The 20,184-nt window shown below is 69.0% G+C and carries 18 protein-coding genes; 9 read left to right on the top strand and 9 right to left on the bottom strand.

What is annotated here, in order from left to right; genetic code table 11:
• Positions 1–35: 35 nt before the first annotated feature.
• From EO081_RS10825 to EO081_RS10790, 8 genes are all read left to right on the top strand, one after another.
• On the top strand, positions 36–506 hold the full coding sequence (locus EO081_RS10825; protein WP_129341938.1) for an A24 family peptidase: 471 nt from the start codon (positions 36–38) through the stop codon (positions 504–506).
• Positions 507–556: 50 nt separating this feature from the next.
• Positions 557–1,591, top strand: a complete 1,035-nt coding sequence (gene cpaB, locus EO081_RS10820; RefSeq protein ID WP_129341937.1) for a Flp pilus assembly protein CpaB — start codon at positions 557–559, stop codon at positions 1,589–1,591.
• 1 nt (position 1,592) lies between these two features.
• Positions 1,593–3,122, top strand: a complete 1,530-nt coding sequence (locus EO081_RS10815; protein ID WP_129341936.1) for a type II and III secretion system protein family protein — start codon at positions 1,593–1,595, stop codon at positions 3,120–3,122.
• Positions 3,123–3,142: 20 nt separating this feature from the next.
• Positions 3,143–3,823, top strand: a complete 681-nt coding sequence (locus tag EO081_RS10810; RefSeq protein WP_129341935.1) for a CpaD family pilus assembly lipoprotein — start codon at positions 3,143–3,145, stop codon at positions 3,821–3,823.
• Positions 3,823–5,109 carry a CpaE/TadZ family protein gene (locus EO081_RS10805; RefSeq protein WP_129341934.1) on the top strand — a complete coding sequence of 429 codons (1,287 nt, stop codon included), beginning with the start codon at positions 3,823–3,825 and terminating at the stop codon, positions 5,107–5,109. Before EO081_RS10810 ends, EO081_RS10805 begins: the two co-directional genes overlap by 1 nt.
• 45 nt (positions 5,110–5,154) lie before the next feature.
• Positions 5,155–6,132, top strand: coding sequence for a type II secretion system F family protein (locus EO081_RS10800; RefSeq protein ID WP_129341933.1), 978 nt, complete (start codon positions 5,155–5,157; stop codon positions 6,130–6,132).
• A gap of 4 nt (positions 6,133–6,136) precedes the next feature.
• Positions 6,137–7,135, top strand: coding sequence for a type II secretion system F family protein (locus tag EO081_RS10795; protein ID WP_183947927.1), 999 nt, complete (start codon positions 6,137–6,139; stop codon positions 7,133–7,135).
• A 63-nt stretch (positions 7,136–7,198) separates the two neighbouring features.
• Entirely contained in the window at positions 7,199–7,792 is a 594-nt protein-coding gene (locus EO081_RS10790) for a hypothetical protein (protein WP_129341932.1), read from the top strand.
• Positions 7,793–8,028: 236 nt separating this feature from the next.
• On the opposite strand, the gene EO081_RS10785 is transcribed toward EO081_RS10790, so the two are convergent.
• The 5 genes from EO081_RS10785 to EO081_RS10760 all read right to left on the bottom strand — a co-directional run bounded on the left by EO081_RS10785 (position 8,029) and on the right by EO081_RS10760 (position 14,947).
• Positions 8,029–8,235, bottom strand: coding sequence for a hypothetical protein (locus EO081_RS10785; RefSeq protein ID WP_129341931.1), 207 nt, complete (start codon positions 8,233–8,235; stop codon positions 8,029–8,031).
• Positions 8,235–10,892, bottom strand: a complete 2,658-nt coding sequence (gene ppdK, locus EO081_RS10780; protein WP_129341930.1) for a pyruvate, phosphate dikinase — start codon at positions 10,890–10,892, stop codon at positions 8,235–8,237. Before ppdK ends, EO081_RS10785 begins: the two co-directional genes overlap by 1 nt.
• 97 nt (positions 10,893–10,989) lie before the next feature.
• Positions 10,990–13,545: a glycine--tRNA ligase subunit beta gene (gene glyS, locus EO081_RS10770; RefSeq protein WP_240697637.1), complete on the bottom strand. Its 2,556-nt coding sequence runs from the start codon at positions 13,543–13,545 to the stop codon at positions 10,990–10,992.
• Entirely contained in the window at positions 13,542–14,408 is an 867-nt protein-coding gene (locus tag EO081_RS10765; protein ID WP_129342479.1) for a glycine--tRNA ligase subunit alpha, read from the bottom strand. The genes glyS and EO081_RS10765 overlap by 4 nt, the downstream gene beginning before the upstream one ends.
• A complete protein-coding gene (locus EO081_RS10760; RefSeq protein WP_165284601.1) occupies positions 14,405–14,947 on the bottom strand; it encodes a hypothetical protein in 543 nt (180 codons plus the stop codon). The genes EO081_RS10765 and EO081_RS10760 overlap by 4 nt, the downstream gene beginning before the upstream one ends.
• Before the next feature lie 321 nt (positions 14,948–15,268).
• Between EO081_RS10760 and EO081_RS10755 the strand changes: the two genes are divergently transcribed.
• A complete protein-coding gene (locus EO081_RS10755; protein ID WP_129341928.1) occupies positions 15,269–16,159 on the top strand; it encodes a TraB/GumN family protein in 891 nt (296 codons plus the stop codon).
• A 22-nt stretch (positions 16,160–16,181) separates the two neighbouring features.
• On the opposite strand, the gene EO081_RS10750 is transcribed toward EO081_RS10755, so the two are convergent.
• From EO081_RS10750 to EO081_RS10735, 4 genes are all read right to left on the bottom strand, one after another.
• Positions 16,182–17,294 (bottom strand): DUF5694 domain-containing protein, encoded by a 1,113-nt coding sequence (locus EO081_RS10750; RefSeq protein WP_221215043.1) that lies wholly within the window; start codon positions 17,292–17,294, stop codon positions 16,182–16,184.
• A gap of 284 nt (positions 17,295–17,578) precedes the next feature.
• Entirely contained in the window at positions 17,579–18,508 is a 930-nt protein-coding gene (locus tag EO081_RS10745; RefSeq protein ID WP_129341927.1) for a sulfotransferase domain-containing protein, read from the bottom strand.
• The gene (locus tag EO081_RS10740; protein ID WP_129341926.1) at positions 18,505–19,437 is read right to left on the bottom strand and encodes a class I SAM-dependent methyltransferase; all 933 of its coding nucleotides are present in this window, start codon (positions 19,435–19,437) and stop codon (positions 18,505–18,507) included. Before EO081_RS10740 ends, EO081_RS10745 begins: the two co-directional genes overlap by 4 nt.
• Positions 19,434–20,015 carry a calcium-binding protein gene (locus tag EO081_RS10735; RefSeq protein WP_165284600.1) on the bottom strand — a complete coding sequence of 194 codons (582 nt, stop codon included), beginning with the start codon at positions 20,013–20,015 and terminating at the stop codon, positions 19,434–19,436. The genes EO081_RS10740 and EO081_RS10735 overlap by 4 nt, the downstream gene beginning before the upstream one ends.
• Positions 20,016–20,184 lie beyond the last annotated feature (169 nt).

Here is a 20,184-nt window from a genome sequence, read left to right as displayed (position 1 = left end):
GGTTTCGTAAGCGGCTGCGTCTAGGGCCTTGGACAATGCCGCTGTCCCTCCCCTCCATTCTGCTGCTCGCGCTGGTGGCGCTTCTGCTGTCCGCAGGCATCGAGGACGTCCGCACGCGTGAGATCGCGAACTGGAAGAATGGCCTGATCGCGCTGCTCGCACCCGGCTGGTGGATGGCGAGCGGGCTCAGCCCGTGGCCCGGCGTCGCAATCCAGCTGGCGGTGGCGGTGGCGGTCTTCGGCCTGTTCGTCGCGGCCTTCTGGCTGGGGCAGATGGGCGGCGGCGACGTGAAGCTGATCGGCGCGCTGGCGCTGTGGCTGCCGCCGCAGCCGCTGCTGTGGATGCTGATACTGATGTCGCTGCTGGGCGGTGCTCTCACCCTGTTGATGGTTCTCGACAAGCTGTTGAGAAAAAAGAAACAACTTCCTGAGATACCCTATGGGGTCGCGATCGCGATGGCAGCGCTCCTCGTGATCCGCGAACCCATTCTTAACCAGTTCCGGTGACTGCCTAATGCCGCATCAACGCCGCCAAGGCACGGAAGGGCCTCGACCTCATGGATTCTCGTAAAGTCCTGCTGCTGGTGGGCGCATTGTTCGTGGCGGCCATCACGGCCTTCATGGCGCGCAGCCTGATGCAGGGCGCGTCGGCCCCGACCACCACGGCATCCGGCGAGCCCACCGTCGTCGCGGGGCCTAAGGTGCTGGTCGCCAAGCGCGCGCTCCCGGTCGGCACGATCATCGACGCCGACGCGCTCGCGTTCCAGGCGTGGCCGCAGGACCTCGTCACCAACGCCTACTTCACCGAGGGATCGCCGGACGCGACCAAGCTGGTCGGGACGGTGGTGCGCTACCCGATCCCTGCCGGCCAGCCGATCACCCAGGGCGCTCTGGTGAAGCCGGGGGACCGCGGGTTCCTGGCGGCGGCGCTTGGCCCCGGCATGCGTGCGGTGACGGTGCCGGTCTCCACGCAGGCAGCGGTCGCAGGCTTCGTCTTTCCGGGCGACCGCGTCGACCTGATCCTGACCCAGAACATCGAGGGTGGCGGCGACGGCCCGCCGTTGAAGGCTTCGGAGACGATGCTGCGCAACCTGCGCGTGCTCGCCACCGACCAGCGGACCGAGAAGCAGGTCGATGAAAAGGGCAACACGGTAGTCAACGCCTTTTCGACCGTGACGCTGGAGGCCACCCCGCGCATCGCCGAAAAGATCTCGGTCGCCCAGGCAGTGGGCCAGCTGTCCCTGTCGCTCCGCTCGCTGGCCGACAGCGGCACCGAACTCGAGGAGGCGATCGCGAGCGGCGAGGACGCCGGCCTTCCGGACCGCGACGATCCCAACGCGGAACGCGCGGCCCTCGCGCGCCTTGCCGCACGTCCGATTGACGGCGGCAGTACCGTGTCGACCGGCGCCGACGTCTCGCGCTTCCAGCGCAGTTCGGTGCCCGGCAAGCCCCAGAGCACGGACAGGGCTCCACCGCCGATCTTCGGGACAATGCAGGGGGCCGCCGGCAGCGCCATGGCCATTGCCGGGCCGAGCGTCCGCATCGCGCGCGGCAGCGCGGTTACCGTTGTCCCGGTCGGGGGGAGGAACTGACATGCGTATCCAGGCAAGGCTGCTGGGCACGCCGCTCGCACTGATCGCCGCCCTGGCGACCCTCATGGGCCTCCCTGCCCCGCTCGCCGCGCAGACCGCCGCACAGACCGCCGCTCCCTCGCCGCCGGTGATCCAGATGAACTCCGGCCGAGGCCAGATCATCAACCTGCCAGCGCCCATGACGGACGTGTTCGTTGCCGACGATCGCATCGCCGACGTTCAGGTCCGCTCGGCCCGGCAGCTCTATGTGTTCGGCAAGTCGCCGGGCGAGACCACCGTGCACGCCGTCTCCCGCAGCGGGGCGACCGTCTATGCGGCGACCGTTCGCGTGGGGAACAACATCACGACGATCGGCGAGATGCTCGCGCTCGCGATGCCCGAGGCGCAGATCGTCGCCACGTCCATGAACAACATGGTGCTGCTGACCGGCACCGTCCGCTCCCCCGAGGACGTGGCCGAGGCGCAGTCCCTGGCACAGGCCTTCGTAGGCGAGAACACCCGCGTGCTCAGCCGGCTGAAGACGGCGACCCCCCTGCAGGTCAATCTGCAGGTACGCATCGCGGAGGTCAGCCGCAGCTACGTCAAGAACATCGGCGTCAACCTGACCTCGCGCGACACCACGGGCGGGTTCCTGTTCAACATCGGCCAGGGTCGCCAGGGCACCATCGAGGGCCTGCCTTCCGGGGGCACCGGCTTCACCGGTCCGGCGGTTCCCGAGATCGGGACCACGATCGGTGCTGCCGGCCGGCTGCTGGGGCTGGATCTGCTCGCCTCGCTCGACCTGGGCGAGCGCAACGGCCAGGTGACGACGCTCGCCAACCCGAATCTGACCGCGGTGTCCGGCGAGACGGGCACCTTCCTGGCAGGCGGCGAGATTCCGATCCCGATCAGCCAGGGCGCGATCGGCAGCATCTCGGTCGAATACAAGCAATATGGCGTCAGCCTCGCCTACACCCCGACCGTCCTCTCGGACGGGCGCATCTCCCTGCGCGTCCGTCCGGAGGTGTCGCAGATCACCACTGCTGGTGCGGTGGAGCTCAACGACATCACGATTCCCGCGCTCACCACTCGCCGCGCGGAAACGACCGTGGAACTCGGCTCCGGCCAGAGCTTCATGATCGCAGGGCTGCTGTCCAACAGCCACGACAATTCTGTGAACCAGGCGCCCTTTCTGGCCAACCTGCCGATCATCGGCTCGCTGTTCCGGTCCAACGCGTTCCAGCGCAACGAGACCGAGCTGGTGATCGTGATCACGCCCTATCTGGTGAAGCCGATCGACGCGAACCGCATCGTGCTGCCGACCGATGGGTATCGCGCGCCCGATGACGCAGACCGCGTGCTGCTCGGCAATGCCACCAGCCCGACGTTCGGCGGGCCGCGACCGGTGCCCACCATGGCACCTCCGCCGGTGGTGGGCGCGCCGGTAGCCGGCGCCCCGCTGCCGGCCGGCCCCGGCCTTCCGGTGCTGGCCGAGGATCGCTCAGGCAAGCGCAAGAAGAGGTCCGCCGCGCCGGGCTTCAGCAACCCATGACGCCGCCGTTGGAGAAGAACATGTACTCGCGTCTTGCGGCCGTGGCGCTGTGCGCCCCCGCCCTCCTCCTCGCCGCATGCGACCCCGGCGCGAACCGGGGTTTGGAATCGGTCAACCAGCCGGTCGTCTCGCGCAGCGACTATGCGGTCGACCTGGCGACCACGACCTATGGCCTGAGCGAGGGCGAGGCGGGCCGGCTGGCGGGCTGGCTGGCCGCGTTGCAGCCCGGCTACGGCGATCGCATCGCGGTCGACGATCCGGCGGGCGCGACCGGCGCCCGCGCGCAGGTGGCGGCCGAGGCCGCGCGCTACGGGCTCCTGCTCGCGGACACCGCGTCGCCGGCGCCGAGCGCGGTAGCCCCGGGAACGGTGCGTGTCGTCCTCACCCGCGCGTCGGCGAGCGTGCCGTCCTGTCCGCGCAGCGATCCGCTCAACGCCTACACCTTCGATTCGCACACCCACCCCAACTACGGGTGCGCGGTGAACTCGAACCTCGCGGCGATGGTTGCGCGGCCCGAGGACCTGATCCACGGCCAGACCGGAACCGGTGTCTCGGACCCGGTGAACGCCGCGCGCGCGATCCAGGCCTATCGCGGTGCCGCATCCAACCGCGCGGGCGGCTTGAGCGTCCAGGGGACCGCAGGCGGCGCGGGTAGCGGCGGCGGCCTTGGCGCGAGCACCACCGGATCGGCGGGGAACTGATGGCCAGCCGTCCCGCCAATCGCGATCCCTTCGCCGGCTTCGTCACCGACGAAGCCTCCGCCGACACGTTGCGCCCGATCGTCCACGCCTTCGGCTGGTCGGCCGACAGGGTCCAGCGCGGCAACCTGCGCAGCGCCGTGCAGGCGCTCTCCGTTTCCTCCAGCCCCAACGTGCTGTTCGTCGATCTTTCCGAATCGAGCGATCCGATCAACGACATCAACGCGCTGGCGGAGGTGTGCGAGCCGGGTACGGCCGTGATCGCCACCGGCCAGGTCAACGACGTCCGGCTCTATCGCGACCTGATCGCCAGCGGCATCCAGGATTATCTGCTGAAGCCGCTTAATCCGGATGCGGTGCGCGACGCCTTCACCCAGGCGCAGACGGCGCTCACCACCCCCAAGCCGAGCGAGGCGGCCGCAGCGTCGGTGCAGCGGCCCCATTGCGCCGTCGCGGTGATCGGCACGCGCGGCGGGGCCGGCGCGTCGACGGTCGCGACGTCCCTTGCCTGGCTGGTAAGCGAGCGCGCCGGGCGCAGCACCGCCCTTCTCGACCTGGACGTGCACTTCGGCACCGATGCGCTCGCGCTCGACCTGGAGCCCGGCCGCGGCCTCACCGACGCGATCGACAACCCCAGCCGTATCGACGGACTGTTCATCGAGCGCGCCATGGTGCGCGCCTCGGACCGGCTGGCCGTGCTCTCCGCGGAGGCGCCGATCAGCAGCCCCGTGCTGACCGACGGCAGCGTCTTTCGTCGCCTGCGCGAGGAGATGCGAAGCGCCTATGAATGCACGGTGGTCGATCTGCCGCGCTCGATCCTGGTCAATCATCCGCAACTGGCGCAGGAGATGCCGGTGGTCGTGGTGGTGACCGAATATACGCTCGCTGCCGCCCGCGACGCGATCCGCATCCTCTCCTGGCTCAAGAGCAACGCGCCGGAGGCTACGGTGTTCGTGATCGCCAACCGCGTCCACCCGGCACAGCAGCTGGAGATCAGCCGCAAGGACTTCGAAAATTCGATCGAGCGGCCGATCGACTATCAGTTGCCGTTCGACCAGAAGCTCGCGGCCCAGGCGGCGAAGCTCGGCAAGCCGATGGCGGACGTCGGCAAGGGGTCCAAGACGATCGCGCCGCTGGTCGACCTGGCAGCGCAGGTGGTGGCGGTCGCCGACGCGCTCGGCGAGGGCGGCGCGGGTCGCCCGGCCGCGCCCAGTGCCGGCGCACCGTCGCTGCTCGGACGGCTGGGGCAGTTCCGCTCCCGCTTCGCTGCCAAGCCGGCGAAGCGATAGGCGCGGCCGGATGCTCGGAACGAGGCAGATCGGGGACCGGCGGGCATGAACCCGGTGCCGTTCCTGCTGCTGATCCTGGGATCGGCGCTGGTCCTGCTGCTGCTGGCGTTCGCCTTCATGGGTCCGTCCGCGGAGAAGGCCCGGGCGCGCCGGCTGGCCGCGGTCCGCGAGCGGCATCAGGCGGCTACCGCCGGCACGAGCATGGAAGCGCAGATCCGTCGGATCACCACCGCGCGCGCCACGCGCATGGATGTGGCGGCGGGGCGACTGCTGCCCAACCCTGCGCAGCTCCAGAAGCGGCTCGCCATGACCGGAAAGAGCTGGACCGTCGGCCAGTACGGCATGGCGACGCTGGGGATCGCCATCGGGGCGACGATCCTGCTGTGGAGCCAGGGCATGCCGCTGCTCCTCAGCCTGTTCGTGGGTCTGTTCCTGGGCGCCGGGATCCCGCACAAGGTCGTGGGCTTCGCGATCAACCGCCGGGTGGGGAAGTTCACCGCCAAGTTCCCCGACGCGATCGAGCTACTGGTCCGCGGCCTGCGATCGGGCCTGCCAATCACCGAGACCATGGGCGTGGTCGGCCAGGAAGTGCCGGGTCCCGTGGGCGAGGAGTTCCGCGCGGTATCGGACCGCATGCGTATCGGCCGCACTCTGGATACTGCGCTTCAGGAAACCGCGGAGCGTATCGGCACGCCGGAGTTCCAGTTCTTCCTGATCACCATCGCGATCCAGCGCGAGACCGGCGGCAACCTGTCGGAAACGCTCAGCAACCTGGCGGACGTGCTGCGCAAGCGATCGCAGATGAAGCTCAAGATCAAGGCCATGTCGTCCGAGTCCAAGGCATCCGCCTATATCGTCGGTTCGCTGCCCTTCGTCGTCTTCGGGCTGATCTGGTTCGTCAACAGCGACTATCTGGCAGACTTCTTCACCGACCAGCGGCTGATGGTCATCGGGGTCGGCGGCTTCGTGTGGATGGCGATCGGCGGCTTCATCATGGCCAAGATGGTCAGTTTCGAGATCTGACGCGATGCTGAGCAATCCCGAGGGGCCGACGATCCTGGGCGTCGACGTGTTGATGGTGGCGACGCTGCTCGCCGGCGTGGCGGCGTTCGCCGTGCTCATCGCGATCTATGCCGCCCTGTCGGTCCGCGATCCCATGACCAAGCGCGTCAAGGCCCTTCACGAGCGCCGCGAGCAGCTCAAGGCGGGGATCGTCGCGCCAGTGTCCCGCCGCCGGGCGCAACTCGTCAAGAAGAACGAGACGACCGACTGGATGCGCGCGACCCTCTCGTCTCTGAAGGTGCTGCAGGACGAGCAGCTGAAGGCCGCCCAGACCAAGCTGCTCCAGGCCGGCATCCGGTCGCGCGAATGGGCCGTCGCGGTGATCTTCGGCCGGCTGGTCCTGCCGATCCTGATCGGCGGCCCCGTGATTTTCCTGGTCTACGGCACCGAGACCTTCGCCAGCTGGGGGCCGTTGAAATCCTACCTCCTCGTCGCGGGCGCGCTGGTCGCGAGCTACAAGGCGCCGGACATTTACCTCAAGAATCGCATCACCAAGCGTTCGGACGCGATCCGCAAGGGGCTGCCGGACGCGCTCGACCTGCTGGTGATCTGCGCCGAGGCGGGCCTGACCGTCGATGCCGCGTTCGGCCGGGTCGCACGCGAGCTCGGACGCGCCTATCCCGAACTCGGCGAGGAATTCTCGCTCACCGCGATCGAGCTCGGGTTTCTCACCGAGCGCCGCCAGGCCTTCGAAAACCTGACCCAGCGCATCGACCTGGACGCGATCCGCAGCGTCGCCACCACCATGATCCAGACGGAGAAATACGGCACCCCGCTCGCTTCCGCGCTGCGCGTGCTGTCCGGGGAGTTCCGCAACGAGCGCATGATGCGCGCCGAGGAGAAGGCGGCCCGGCTGCCGGCGATCATGACGGTGCCGCTGATCCTCTTCATCCTGCCCACGCTGTTCGTGGTGATCCTGGGCCCCGCCGCCTGCTCGATCTCCGACGCGCTGAAGTCATCCTGACCGACGCAAAGGAACGCAGGGCTTCCCCGCGTCGTTGACGCTCCGAATCGATCGGAGGCCGCCATGCTGTTCCACACGCCGACCCAATATCTCGTCCTCGTGCTCTGCCTGGTCGCGGGCTGGCTGTTCGGCCTCGCCTCCAGTTCGGGAGGCCGCAAGTGGCGCGAGCGGCATCACGCCGAGGAGATCGAGCACCGCCGCTATCGGGATGAAACCACGGCCGAGTTGAAGGCGCGCGACACCCGCATCCGCGAGCTGGAGGGCGAGCGGGACCGCGCGTTGCGTGCTGCGCCCGTAGGCACCACCGGCACCGTCGCCGGCACCGCGGTTCCGGTCGCGGCCACGGCTGCGACCGCTGCGGCGACGTCGCACACGCACGACTCGCATCGCCATCACGAGGGGCTGGGCGGCTGGTTCGGCTGGGGCCGCGACAATCTTTCGCGCATCCGCGGCATCGACGAGGTCCGCGAGCGCGAGCTCAACGACCGCGGCATCAAGACCTTCAAGGCGATCGAGGCGATGACCGCAGAGGACGAGCAGTCGCTGGAAGTCCAGCTCCGCCTCGCCCCCGGCACCATCGCCCGCGAGGGCTGGCGCGAGCAGGCGGCGATGATCCGCGAAGGTCGCGACGACGAACACGTCCGCCGCTGGGGGTAAGGTGGGCGCGGCGCCCCGCGCGGGGCATCACCGCCAGTCTGGGACCTCATATCCGTATCCCCGCGCAGGCGGGGATCCAGGGTCCAGCAGAACAACGGCCGATAGCTTGTGGAACCCTGGGCTCCCGCCTGCGCGGGAGCACGAGGAGCGCTTGCAGGCGGCGGTCGCGACGCCCTGCATCCGCACACCACACGCCGTCGCCGAACTCGGCCCGGTCTTTCGCCGGGCCATATGCCTCAGATCGTCACCCACTCCGTGCCGCCGGGCCAGAGCTGGTCCTCGATCCGATCGCCGGCCATGGTGAGTGCCGCCAGGATCGCCAGCACCACCAGCAGGTCGAACAGCAGGATCGCCGCCCAGACGACATAGGGGTGGAAGGGCCCGATCCGGTCGAACCCCTCCCGCGTCAGCTTCTGCCCCTCGCCCGGGCGGCGCAGTGCCATTACTTGAGCGCCGCCTGGGCCGCCGCCAGTCGCGCGATCGGCACGCGATAGGGCGAGGCCGAAACGTAATCGAGCCCGGCCTTCTCGCAGAAGGTGATCGAGGCGGGGTCGCCGCCATGCTCACCGCAGATGCCGAGCTTCACGTCCGGCCGCGTCTTGCGCCCGCGCTCGGCCGCGATCTCGATCAGCTCGCCCACGCCCTCGACGTCCAGGCTCACGAACGGATCGCGTGCATAGATGCCCTTGTCGACATAGGCGCCCAGGAAGCGCGCGGCATCGTCGCGGCTGACGCCCAGCGTCGTTTGCGTCAGGTCGTTGGTGCCGAAGGAGAAGAACTCGCCGACCTCCGCGATCTCGCCCGCCTTCAGCGCAGCACGCGGCAGTTCGATCATGGTACCGACCAGATACTCGATCGTGCGGCCCTTCTCGGCAAACACGGCCTCCGCCGCCTTGTCGACCACCGCCTTCATCAGCTCCAGTTCCTTGGCGGTGCCGACCAGCGGGATCATCACCTCCGGAATCGGCGCCTCGCCGGATTTCTCCGCGACCTCGCACGCCGCCTCGAAGATGGCGCGCGCCTGCATCTCGTAGATCTCAGGGTAAGTCACGCCCAGCCGGCAGCCGCGATGGCCGAGCATGGGATTGAACTCGTGGAGTTCGGCCGCACGACGCTTGAGCTGCTCGACGCCCACACCCGCCGCCGATGCGACCTCGGCGAACTCCGCCTCCTGGTGCGGCAGGAACTCGTGCAGCGGCGGGTCGAGCAGGCGGATGGTGCAGGGCAACCCCGCCATCACCTCGAAGATCTCGACGAAGTCGCCGCGCTGCTCCGGCAGCAGCTTGTCGAGTGCGGCGCGGCGGCCCTTCTCGTCCTCCGCCAGGATCATCTGGCGCACCGCCGTGATGCGGCTGCCCTCGAAGAACATGTGCTCAGTGCGGCACAGCCCGATACCCTCGGCACCGAAGTCCCGCGCCGTCCGGCAGTCGAGCGGCGTCTCGGCATTGGCGCGCACCTTCAGGCGGCGGACGCCGTCGGCCCATTCCATCAGCGTGCCGAAGTCGCCGGCAAGCTCGGGCTGCACGGTCTGCACCGAACCCGCCATCACCTCGCCGGTCGAGCCGTCGATGGTGAGCGTGTCGCCCTCGCGGATCTCGCGCGTGCCGACGCGCATCACGCGCGCACGACTGTCGATCGAGAGCGACCCTGCGCCGGACACGCAGGGCCGGCCCATGCCGCGCGCGACCACCGCCGCGTGGCTGGTCATGCCGCCCCGCGCCGTCAGGATGCCCTTGGCCGCGTGCATGCCGTGGATGTCCTCCGGCGAGGTCTCGACGCGCACCAGGATCACCGGCTCGCCCGTGGCGGCGCGGCGCTCGGCGGTGTCGCTGTCGAACACCGCCACGCCCGAGGCGGCACCTGGTGAGGCCGGCAGGCCCTTGGTCAGCACGTCGCGCGGCGCATCCGGGTCGAGCGTCGGGTGAAGCAGCTGGTCGAGCGCGGCCGGATCGACGCGCGCCACCGCTTCCTCGCGGGTGATGAGCCCCTCTTCGGCCATGTCGACCGCGATCTTGAGCGCCGCCTTGGCGGTGCGCTTGCCCGAACGCGTCTGGAGCATCCAGAGCTTGCCCTGCTGCACCGTGAACTCGATGTCCTGCATGTCGCGATAGTGGCGCTCCAGCCGGTCGAACACCGCCGCCAGTTCGCCATAGGCGTCCGGCATCGCCTCTTCCATCGACAGCGGCTTGGCGCCCGCCCCCTCGCGCGCCGCCCGGGTGAGGTACTGCGGCGTGCGGATGCCCGCGACAACGTCCTCGCCCTGCGCGTTGATCAGGAACTCGCCATAATAGGCGTTCTCGCCGGTCGCCGGGTTGCGCGTGAAGGCGACGCCCGTGGCAGAGGTGTCGCCCATGTTGCCGAACACCATCGCCTGCACGTTGACAGCGGTGCCCCAGTCGCCGGGAATGTTGTTGAGCCGGCGATAGACCTTGGCGCGCTCCGCCTGCCACGATCCGAACACCGCACCGACCGCACCCCACAGCTGGTCGTGCACGTCCTGCGGGAACGGCTTGCCCCACAGTTCCTCGACCAGCGCCTTGTATTCGGCGACGAGCTTCTGCCAGTCCTCGGCGGTCAGCTCGGTGTCGAGGTTGTAGCCATTGTCCTCCTTGGCGATCTCCAGCGCTTCTTCGAAGCGACCGTGATCGAGCTCAAGCACGACGTCGGAATACATCTGGATGAAGCGGCGATAGCTGTCCCAGGCAAAGCGCGCGTCGCCGGACGCCGCCGCCAGCCCCTCGACCGTCTGGTCGTTGAGGCCCAGGTTCAACACCGTGTCCATCATGCCCGGCATCGACACGCGCGCGCCGGAGCGCACTGAAACCAGCAGCGGATCGGCCGCATCGCCGAACTTCTTGCCCGTCACGCCCTCGATGTGCGCAATCCCGTCGGCCACTTCCTGGCGCAGCGAGTCCGGGAAGCTCTGCCCCTCCTCGTAATAGCGGGTGCACATCTGGGTGGAGATGGTGAACCCCGGCGGCACCGGCAGGCCGATCGATGCCATCTCCGCGAGGTTGGCGCCCTTGCCGCCAAGCAGCGTCTTGTCGCCGGAGCCCCCGTCCGAAACTCCGCCGCCAAAACGGTACACATACTGCGTCATCGTGGTTCCTTGCGTGGGTTGGAGTGCGTTCCCTGGGGAGGAGGATCACAAACCAGACCTTCGGACGAAGGATAGCATCAGCACATCGGGCTGTCCGCTATCCTTCGATCCGGGAGAAATCGGCCACCCGGTGCACCGCCGCCCGCACTCGCGCCAGCAGCGCGAGCCGTGCCGTGCGCTTGACGGGATCGGCGTCGTTGACGGTCACGTCGTCGAAGAAGCCGTCGATCGGCGCGCGCAAGGAAGCGAGCGCGGCCATGGCGCCTTCGAAATCCTCGTCCGCGATCGCCTTGGCCGCGCGCGGCTCGGCAACGTCGAGGGCCGCCATCAGCGCGTCCTCGGCAGGCTCGGGCTCGTACGACAGCGACTGCGCACGCTCGCTGCGCGCAAAGGCGGCGACGGAATCGGTGAACGCGCCCTGCTCCACCTCGACCAAGGGGTCTTCCTCGCCGGTCTGGGGAATGCCGTCGGGCTGGCCGCCGGCAAAGGGATGGCTGGTGCCGTCGTGCTCGGTCGTGCCCTGGCGGTCCACCGCTTGGTTCGCCTCTTCGTCCTGGAAGCGCAGATTGCCCGGCGTGCCCGTGCTGCCCACCGGCACGGCCGACCCTGGCGCATCGGGCGCATTGGCGGCAACGCTGCGGTGGACACCGATGGCAGCGCCCTGCGCTGCTCCCTCGGCTTCGCCGCTGACGTGCGCGGTAGCCTCGCCGTTCGCGCCACCCACCTGCCGTGCCCCCGCCTCGACCGGCGAGCGGGGCTCGTCCGGAACGGTGTAGCCTTCCTTCTTCAGGATGTTGGCCGCGCGCTTGTAGCCGGCGAGCAGGTTGGCGCCGTCCTCGGTGGTCACGAACCCCTGCAACGCATGCACCCGCGCCAGCAGCCGGACGAGATCGTCCTCGCCGCCCAGCGCAAACACCGCGTCGATCAGGTCGTGGCGAACCCCCGCCTCGCGCTGCTGCACCTTCAGACGATCGGCGAAGAAGTCGAGAAGGTCGTTCGTCGGATTCCCCCAGTCTGCACCGCCCTCATCAAGCAAGGCGATCCAGTCGGCGCTTTCGAGAATGTAGCGGAAGGGCGCGCGGAGCCTGTTCTCCAAAACCAGCCTGATAATGCCCAGCGCCGAGCGACGGAGTGCAAACGGATCCTTGGACCCGGTCGGCTTCTCGTCACGTGAGAAAAACGAATAAATGCTGTCCAGCTTGTCCGCCAGCGCCACTGCCACCGTCACCGGCGCGGTCGGCACGTCGTCGCCCTGCCCGACCGGCTTGTAGTGGTCGCAGATCGCCTCGGCGACTTCGGGCGCCTCGCCCTGGGCTGCGGCATAATAGCCGCCCATTAGGCCCTGCAGTTCCGGGAACTCGCCGACCATGCCGGTGACGAGGTCCGCCTTGGCGAGCCGTGCCGCGCGTTCGGCCATGTCGGCCAGACGCTCGCGATCGGCGCTCACCGTGCCCGCGGCGATGTCGCGCGCGTCGATCGGCGAGGAGGACGGATCGAGCGGCAGCTCGACATGCGCCGGCGCCTCGCGCGCGCCGACGATGCCCTGCTCCACCAGCCAACGCGCGAGCTTGGCCACGCGATCGACCTTGTCGGCGACGGTGCCGAGCTTCTCGTGGAAGACGATCTTCTCGAGCTTGGGGGACAGGTCCTCCAGTCGCGTCTTCAGGTCGGTCTCGTAGAAGAACTTGGCGTCGGACAGCCGTGCGGCCAGCACCTTGCGGTTGCCCTCGACGATCTTGTCGCCGCCGTCCTCGGCGTCGATGTTGGCGGTGCAGACGAACGCGTCGGCGAGCTTGCCGTCGGCGTCGCGGCAGACGAAATACTTCTGGTTCACGCGCGCGGTGAGCTGGATCACTTCCGGCGGCACCGACAGGAAGCTTTCGTCGAACCGGCCGAGCAGCGGCATCGGGAATTCGGTGAGGCCGGCGTTCTCGAACAGCAGCCCCTCGTCCTCGACCAGGCTCAGCCCGGCGCCCTGCGCGGCGAGCTTGGCACCGACCGCGATCGCGGCACGACGCTCGGCCCCGTCGACGATGACGTGGCAGGCACGCAGCTTCTCTACGTAATCATGCGCCGAGCCGATGGTGATGACGCCCGGATGGTGGAAGCGGTGGCCGACCGTCGCCGCGCCGGAGGTGACGCCAGCGACCTCGAACGGCACGACGTCCTCGTCGAGCAGCGCCACGATGCCCTGCAGCGGGCGCACCCAGCGCGGGCTCTCGGTTGATACCGATGCCGCGCCCCAGCGCATCGCCTTGGGCCAGGGAAATGCGCGGACCACCGCCGGCACAGCCTCGGCCAGCACCTCGGCCGTCGCGCGGCCTGGCTTGTCGGTGACGGCGAACAGTACGCCGTCGCGCTCGACCAGGTCCTCGCGGGCAAGGCCCGTCTTGCGCAGGAACCCCTCCAGCGCCTGCGGCGGTGCGGAGGCGCGCGGGCCCTTCACTTCCTCGCGCACCGCTTCCGTCGCGAGCGGCAGGTCGCGCGCGATCAGCGCCAGCCGACGCGGGGTCGCATAGGTGACGAGTTCCGCCGCCTTCAGCCCCGCCTTGGCGAGTTCGGCCGCGAACAGCTTGGCCAGGTCCTCGCGCGCCCGCTCCTGCATGCGTGCCGGAATTTCCTCCGAGCGGAGTTCGAGAAGGAAGTCGCTCATGCCGTCCACCCCGGAAAGCGCGCCTGCCATTCGGGCGTCTTCTTCTCGATCCATGCGGCGCACGCGCCCTTCGCCAGATCGCGCACGCGGCCCATATAGGCCTGGCGCTCCGCGACGGAGATCACGCCGCGCGCCTGCAACAGGTTGAAGGTGTGGCTGGCCTTGATCGCCTGCTCGTACGCCGGGATCGGCAGGCCGGCGGCCAGGCTGCGCTCGCACTCGGCCGCGGCCTTGCGGAACTGGTCGAACAGCGTGTCGGTGTCGGCGACCTCGAAGTTCCAGGTCGACATCTGGACCTCGTTCTCGTGGAACACCTCGCCATAGGTGACGCCCGCGTCGTTGAACGCCAGATCGTACACCGAATCCTTGTTCTGGATGTACATGGCCAGACGCTCCAGCCCGTAGGTCAGCTCGCCCGCGACCGGCTTGCAATCGAACCCGCCCATCTGCTGGAAGTAGGTGAACTGGGTGACTTCCATGCCGTCGCACCAGACTTCCCAGCCCAGCCCCCAGGCGCCCAGCGTAGGCGACTCCCAGTCGTCCTCCACGAAGCGGATGTCGTGGCGGGTGAAGTCGATTCCGATCGCCGCCAGCGAGCCGAGGTACAGCTCCTGCAAATCGGCTGGGCTCGGCTTCAGGATCACCTGATACTGGTAATAATGCTGGAGCCGGTTCGGGTTCTCGCCATAGCGCCCGTCGGTCGGGCGGCGGCACGGCTGGACGAACGCGGCGTTCCACGGCTCCGGCCCCAGCGCGCGCAGCGTCGTGGCGGTGTGGAAGGTGCCGGCGCCCATCTCCATGTCGTACGGCTGGAGGATGAGACAGCCCCGGTCGCTCCAATAGTCATGGAGCGTGAGGATCATGCGCTGGAAGCTGAGTGGCTCGGACACCGCGGCGCTTTGACCCATGGCCCGAAAGGGGTCAAGCATCGAGCCTCCCCGCAGGCATCAGAAGGTGACGGTCCGGCCGCTGGCTGCGATCTGGCACTGTCACGCTCAATGGGGTGCCGGTGCGCTTGCCTTTCGATCGGCGCGGCCGCGTGCGCACCGAGCGGCGCTGTCGTCCACCAGTCGAACGCAGTTCCCGTCAGGGCGCCTGCAAAGCCGCGCGACAGCGACAGCGGCACCATGCCGATCGTCGCCGTCACCGCGATCATGCCGACCGCCGCGCTCCCGCCGCTGCGCAGGCTCGGCGACAGACCACGCGCCCGACTGAGCCCAAGCAAGCCCAGCAGGAGAAGACCGCCGATCATCAGCTTGACGGCAGGACCGACATCGTCCGCCACCTTCCAGCTGGTGGCCGGCAACCGGTCGAAGCCTACGCTGATGGCCGCAGCCGCTGGGGAGATACCGAAATAGGCGATCAGCACGCTGGGCAAGAAGACCGCCGTGACCCAGGCCATGATCCAAGCGGGCAGAAAACATCGAGCGGACATCGACACCTCCGGATGGACCCGCACGGTGGTACGGCGAGTCACCGCTCCTATGTCCACGACAACCGGGCATGCCTACAAGCGCTGCGGAAGCGCTCCGCACCCCGTTTCCGCGTTTGGCCGCCCACTCGTCCTGTGGCGCAACGCGGAGGAGGCCAGACATTACGGGCTGCCCGCTCTGGGGTGGCCCAGTAACGGCATCCATGCAGATCAACATGGACGCTGGCGCGACCCTGCACATCGCGCACGGCCGCGCTTCTGCTTGCACGCGTCAGCCTCTAAGACAAGCGCATGCCGCTCGCCCGCCTGTTCCTAGCCACGCTCGCGCTGATGTTCGCCGGGCCTGCCGCGCGACCGGCGGCGCCCGCCCGCCCGGCGCTGTGGGTGGTGCGCGACACCGACACCACCATCTACCTGTTCGGATCGGTGCACGAGCTGCGCCCCGACCTCGCCTGGTTCCAGGGGCCGGTACGCCGCGCCTTCGAGGCGAGCGACGCGCTGGTGCTCGAACTCGTCGCGCCGCCGGAGGCCGAAGTGCAGGAAGCCCTTCGCCGCGTCGCGCCACCCGCCGATGCGCCGCCGCTCCCGGAGCGCTTGCCCCAGGGTTATGCGAAGAAGCTCGCCGCCGCGACGCGCGCCGCCGGCTATCCGGAAGGGGCGTTCGACCGCATGGATCCGTGGCTCGCGGCGACTTCGCTCTCGATCCTGCCGCTCCGCCGCACCGGCTACAGCCGGGAAGCAGGCGTGGAGGCCGTGCTCACCGCGTCCGCACGACGTACGGGCAAGCCGATCGAGGGCCTCGAAACCCAGCGAGACCAGATCGCGATGTTCGACCAGCTGCCGGAGGCCGAGCAGATCGCGATGCTGACGCGGGTGCTCGACGGCCAGGAAGCGGCGACCGACGTCATGCGCCGCACCGCCGAAGCCTGGAGCCGGGGCGATACCGACGCCCTCGCTGCCATCGTCGCCGACGACCTGCGCCAGACCTCGGACGCGGTGCAGCAGCGGGTGCTCGCCGACCGCAACGCCGCCTGGGCGGCCTGGATCGCACGCCGCATGGCGCAGCCGGGCCGGGTGTTCGTCGCGGTCGGCACCGGCCACCTCGTGGGTGCGGGATCGCTGCAGGACGCGCTCGCCGCCAAGGGGCTGCGCGTCCGGCGGATTTCGCCTCCTGTGCGTTGACCCAACGGGCGCCGCGACCGGTTCAGCGCAGAACCGTCTCCGCATCGGCCAGCACCACGTCGTGCATCTGGTCGAGATACGCCTCGTAATACCCCTTGTGGGAGGCGCCGACGATCGCGAGCAGCCGCGTGCCCGGGTGCAGGGCGAGCACGTCGCGGATGTTCGCCACCATGCGCAGGTTGCGCGTTTCCCAATAGCCGACGTAGCCGCGGCCATATCCTTGCGGCTCGACCAGCGCGGCGCCCATGTCCGAACGATAGACCTGCATCGCCGCCTCTGGCGCGTTCATCGCGCGATACAGCGCCAGGACGCCGCCCGGCGCCGCCAGCCGCGCCATCAGCCGAGCGTCCTCGGCCGCACGCGCGCGGGTCGCCGGGTTGTCCCACGCGCGGGAGATCGCATCGGCCGCGGCATTGCGCTCGGCCGGATCGGCACTGCTCGCCGAATCGGCCGAATGGTCGTCGACGCTCCACAACCGCTCCAGACCGAGCCGCGCGGCAAGTGCCGCGGCGATCTGCCCCGTCTCGTTACGGCGGCCGCGATAGGCGTCCAGCAGCTTAGCGAGCTCCGCGCTCAGCCCGTCGCCCGCGTGCCGTTCGGGAGCGGGCAAGCGCAGCCACTGCACCAGGGCCGACCCCCGCTCGCCGGCAGCCAGTAGGGTCGCGGCGAGGCGGCGACGTTGCGCCGGCGTCGGCGCGGTCGGCCAGGCGCCGAGCAGCCGCTCAGCCTCGGCATTCGCCGCCGGCACGTCCAGCCCGGTCGCCCGAGCGGCCGGAGCCGGGTCCCAGCAATAGTCCGGGACGGTCTCGGCGTAGCGCGCGGGGTAGCGGCGCAAGCTGTCGCACTGCAGACCGGACAGGTCCTCGGTCGCGATCGCGGTCGGGCGCCAGGCCGCGAGGCGGTCGAGCAGCGGCGCCAGCATCGACGGCTCGAACGTCTCCGGCAGCCCCGACAGATGCGCCGTGCCCAACACCAGCACCTCGTTGGGGGCGCCGGCGGGGGGCCCCTTCAACGTCTCCGGATGGAAGGCGGGACGATACGCCTGCGCCTGCGCCGTCGCGGCGGGAAGGACGGACAGCGGCAGAGCGCTCCACAACACGAACGTACGGACGATGCGGCCCAGCGATGCGATCATTCCAGCGCCTCCCCCTGATAGTGGAGGAACGCTAGCCGAACCGTATTACCTGAGCAACACACGCCACGGCGACTGCCCCGATGCCGATCGTCGCGCGGCGATCCCGCGACCCGACGCAAGGAAGCGAGAGCCTCGATGGGGCACTGCGATGGCGCTCAGCCCGTCGGCGCGCTCCGCGTGCATTTCGGGTCGCTCGGCGGCAGACCGCGTATGACCGCGCCCTGCCCCATAGCCACCCTCGCCGCCCGGCAGCTACGGCGGCGTCGCGGCGGTCCAGGCGCCGCTCACCACGGCATCCGCCGGTCGAGCAATTCCTCCAGCTCGCGCTGATACGGTGCAAACAGCCCGGCAAGCTCGGCGCGGTCCTGGGCCGACACCTCGAACCGGAACCAGCGATCGACGCGCTGCGGCGTCACCGCTTCGATCGCGCGACGCACCGCTCGGCCCGGAAGGCTCGACGGCGGCAGCCGCCGCGCGAGCCGCATCGCGAGATAGCCGCGCCGCGCATTGCGCTGTTCGTAGAGCGACGGCACCACAAACGGCGCGATCCCGAGATGGGCGAACAGCCGCTCGGCGGTCACCGGCTTTGCCCGGTCGGGGGCGATGTCCGCTTCATAGACCAGCACCAGCAGCGGCTCGCGCCCGAAGGCGTCGAACCAGTGGCGCAGGTGGCGCGCGTACATGCCCATTGAGGCGATACCCAGCGTCCAGAGATGGTCGAGGATGCGCGCGTCGGGCGCGATCCGCCCCTGGTTGATGTGATGGTGAAAGGCGGAAACGGCGCGGTCGACCGGGTTTCGCAGCGTCGCCACCAACCGCAACCCAGGACGCGTCGCGGCCAGCGCCGGCCCGAGATCGTGACGCTCGCCGAGCGCGGGCCGCTCCTCCGGCGCGAGGTGGTTCCACAGATAGTTGGGCGTGCATTCGCCGCGCAGCTGGCCGGGCGCGGCATCGGCGAACTGCGCTGCATACCAGCCGCGCCCGCGCGCCAGCCCCGCCGCCTTGTTGAAGAAGTGCAGCTCCTTGGCCGGCGGGATGAACACCTCGGGGTGCTGGCTCAGGACATGATGGATCCAGGTGGTGCCGCATTTCTGCGCGCCGAGTACGAGGAAGTCGATCGGCAGCGGCGGCACCTCGGGTGCGCCTTCCCCGCCCGGTGCCAGCGCCAAGTCCTTGGCAGGGCCGGAAGCGGCCTGCTCCAAGGCAACGCTCATCGCACCCGCCGCGCGAGATACAGCATGTCCCGGAACCGGGAACGATACGGAATGACGAGCGGCACGGGCTGACCGAGCGTCTTCTTGATCAACGCCTTGGCTGCCCAACTCGCCGTATCGAGCCGCACCAGGTCCCTCCGATAGGGCTCGAACCCCGCTTCGCTTAGGAAGGCGTCGAGTTGCGGGCGTCCGGCGAACACCAGATGGTCGGGGAGGTCGAGCCGGTCCGGATAGCTGTCCGCACTGTCGAGTTCCGCGCCGTTGCCGGTCATCAGCACCAGCGTACCGCCGGGGCGCACCAGCCGGCCAAGGCCCGAAAGGAAGCTACCGGGGTCCGGCAGGTGCGAGAACACGTTGATCAGCGATACGAAGTCGAAGCGCTCGGTCACCTGCGCGAGCGGCTCGGATGTGACCGGCAGTCCGCGTGCCCGCGCATGTGCCGCCTTGGCCGCCATCGGCTCGATCCCCCGGATCCGAGAGCCGGCGGGAAGCACGTCGCCCAGCGCCTCGATCAGCTCGCCGAAGCCCGCACCGATGTCGAGCCACGACACCGGATCCTGCCCCAGTTCGCCGGCAAGCACTCGGCGCATCCGACTGCGGTATCGCGCGAGCTTGCGGCGGCTGGGGGCGTAGACGACCGACATCGCCCCCGCCTCGTGCCGGTGCTGCCCCGTGCGGGTGGCCTCGCTGATCGTCTCGTCCGCCGGACGCGGCGAGACATAGACCAGCCCGCACCCGACGCACTTCACCGCCGAATAGCCGTTCTCATGTCCCCAGCCCCACGCCTCCCGCCGGTCGCACAGCGGACAGGGTACCACGACCTGGGCTTCCAGCGTCGCGATCGGCTCCTGGCCCGTCGAGATATCGGCCCCGCGCGAGGCGGAGCCGATATCCTGCGAGACCAGCCGGAGTGCCGGTGCCTCGCTCACGCTGTGAACGCGAGGCCGCCGGTGTAGCCCAGGCTCTCGAGATAATCCTCGAGCGCGGCGATCTGGCGGTCCTGCGCCTTGTTGTCCTTCTCGGTCATCACGTCCGCCAGCCACAGCTCCTGGGTCGACCCGTTGTCCGACGTCAGGGTGATTCGGATGTCGGGCCGCTCATTGTCGGCGTAGAGGCTGTCGGGCAGATCGGTGATCTCCGCCGCGGTGATGGTGACGCCGTTCTTCAGCAGGATCGTATCGCCCTGCGTCAGCTTGAAGTCCTTGATGATGTCGACGGTGCCGTCGCTGTGGTTGAAGTCGTCGAAGACGAACTTGTCGGCACCATATCCACCGAACAGGAAGTCGCTTCCCGATCCGCCGAAGAGGATGTCGTCCCCGGCGTCGCCCTGCAGATAGTCGTTGCCTTGCTGCCCGGCGAGATTGTCGTCCCCCGAACCTCCCTTGATGCGGTCCGTGCCGTGGGTGCCGTTCAGGCGATCGTTGCCGGCATCGCCCTTCAGCACGTCTGCCCCGTTTCCATCTGCCACGATCACGCTGTCGCCCGAAGTACCATTATAGTAGGCCATATCTACCTCCCAAGTATGCGCGCAGTATCGGCTTCGAGACATTTTGTCCCAAGGGAAGAACCGATAATGGACTTACCGACGCGCCACCGTGTGATTTACTTCCGAAGCAAATCTTCTGGCAATTGCATGCGCGGCCTTCGCCGCGAAGACTGCTCCGATTAGGTAGCTT

Origin of the sequence: Sphingomonas desiccabilis (assembly GCF_004135605.1) — a bacterium.
In the GTDB taxonomy this organism is placed as follows: domain Bacteria; phylum Pseudomonadota; class Alphaproteobacteria; order Sphingomonadales; family Sphingomonadaceae; genus Sphingomonas; species Sphingomonas desiccabilis.
The sequence above is the reverse complement of the archived record's forward strand: the minus strand, read 5'-3'. Positions and strand labels throughout refer to the sequence as shown.

Bases quoted from the DNA above. Each gene is read 5' to 3' on its own strand.
- EO081_RS10825 (WP_129341938.1), top strand. From the start codon at position 36: ATGCCGCTGTCCCTCCCCTCCATTCTGCTGCTCGCGCTGGTGGCGCTT.
- cpaB (WP_129341937.1), top strand. From the start codon at position 557: ATGGATTCTCGTAAAGTCCTGCTGCTGGTGGGCGCATTGTTCGTGGCG.
- EO081_RS10815 (WP_129341936.1), top strand. From the start codon at position 1,593: ATGCGTATCCAGGCAAGGCTGCTGGGCACGCCGCTCGCACTGATCGCC.
- EO081_RS10810 (WP_129341935.1), top strand. From the start codon at position 3,143: ATGTACTCGCGTCTTGCGGCCGTGGCGCTGTGCGCCCCCGCCCTCCTC.
- EO081_RS10805 (WP_129341934.1), top strand. From the start codon at position 3,823: ATGGCCAGCCGTCCCGCCAATCGCGATCCCTTCGCCGGCTTCGTCACC.
- EO081_RS10800 (WP_129341933.1), top strand. From the start codon at position 5,155: ATGAACCCGGTGCCGTTCCTGCTGCTGATCCTGGGATCGGCGCTGGTC.
- EO081_RS10795 (WP_183947927.1), top strand. From the start codon at position 6,137: ATGCTGAGCAATCCCGAGGGGCCGACGATCCTGGGCGTCGACGTGTTG.
- EO081_RS10790 (WP_129341932.1), top strand. From the start codon at position 7,199: ATGCTGTTCCACACGCCGACCCAATATCTCGTCCTCGTGCTCTGCCTG.
- EO081_RS10785 (WP_129341931.1), bottom strand. From the start codon at position 8,235: ATGGCACTGCGCCGCCCGGGCGAGGGGCAGAAGCTGACGCGGGAGGGG.
- ppdK (WP_129341930.1), bottom strand. From the start codon at position 10,892: ATGACGCAGTATGTGTACCGTTTTGGCGGCGGAGTTTCGGACGGGGGC.
- glyS (WP_240697637.1), bottom strand. From the start codon at position 13,545: ATGAGCGACTTCCTTCTCGAACTCCGCTCGGAGGAAATTCCGGCACGC.
- EO081_RS10765 (WP_129342479.1), bottom strand. From the start codon at position 14,408: ATGATCCTCACGCTCCATGACTATTGGAGCGACCGGGGCTGTCTCATC.
- EO081_RS10760 (WP_165284601.1), bottom strand. From the start codon at position 14,947: ATGGCCTGGGTCACGGCGGTCTTCTTGCCCAGCGTGCTGATCGCCTAT.
- EO081_RS10755 (WP_129341928.1), top strand. From the start codon at position 15,269: ATGCCGCTCGCCCGCCTGTTCCTAGCCACGCTCGCGCTGATGTTCGCC.
- EO081_RS10750 (WP_221215043.1), bottom strand. From the start codon at position 17,294: ATGATCGCATCGCTGGGCCGCATCGTCCGTACGTTCGTGTTGTGGAGC.
- EO081_RS10745 (WP_129341927.1), bottom strand. From the start codon at position 18,508: ATGAGCGTTGCCTTGGAGCAGGCCGCTTCCGGCCCTGCCAAGGACTTG.
- EO081_RS10735 (WP_165284600.1), bottom strand. From the start codon at position 20,015: ATGGCCTACTATAATGGTACTTCGGGCGACAGCGTGATCGTGGCAGAT.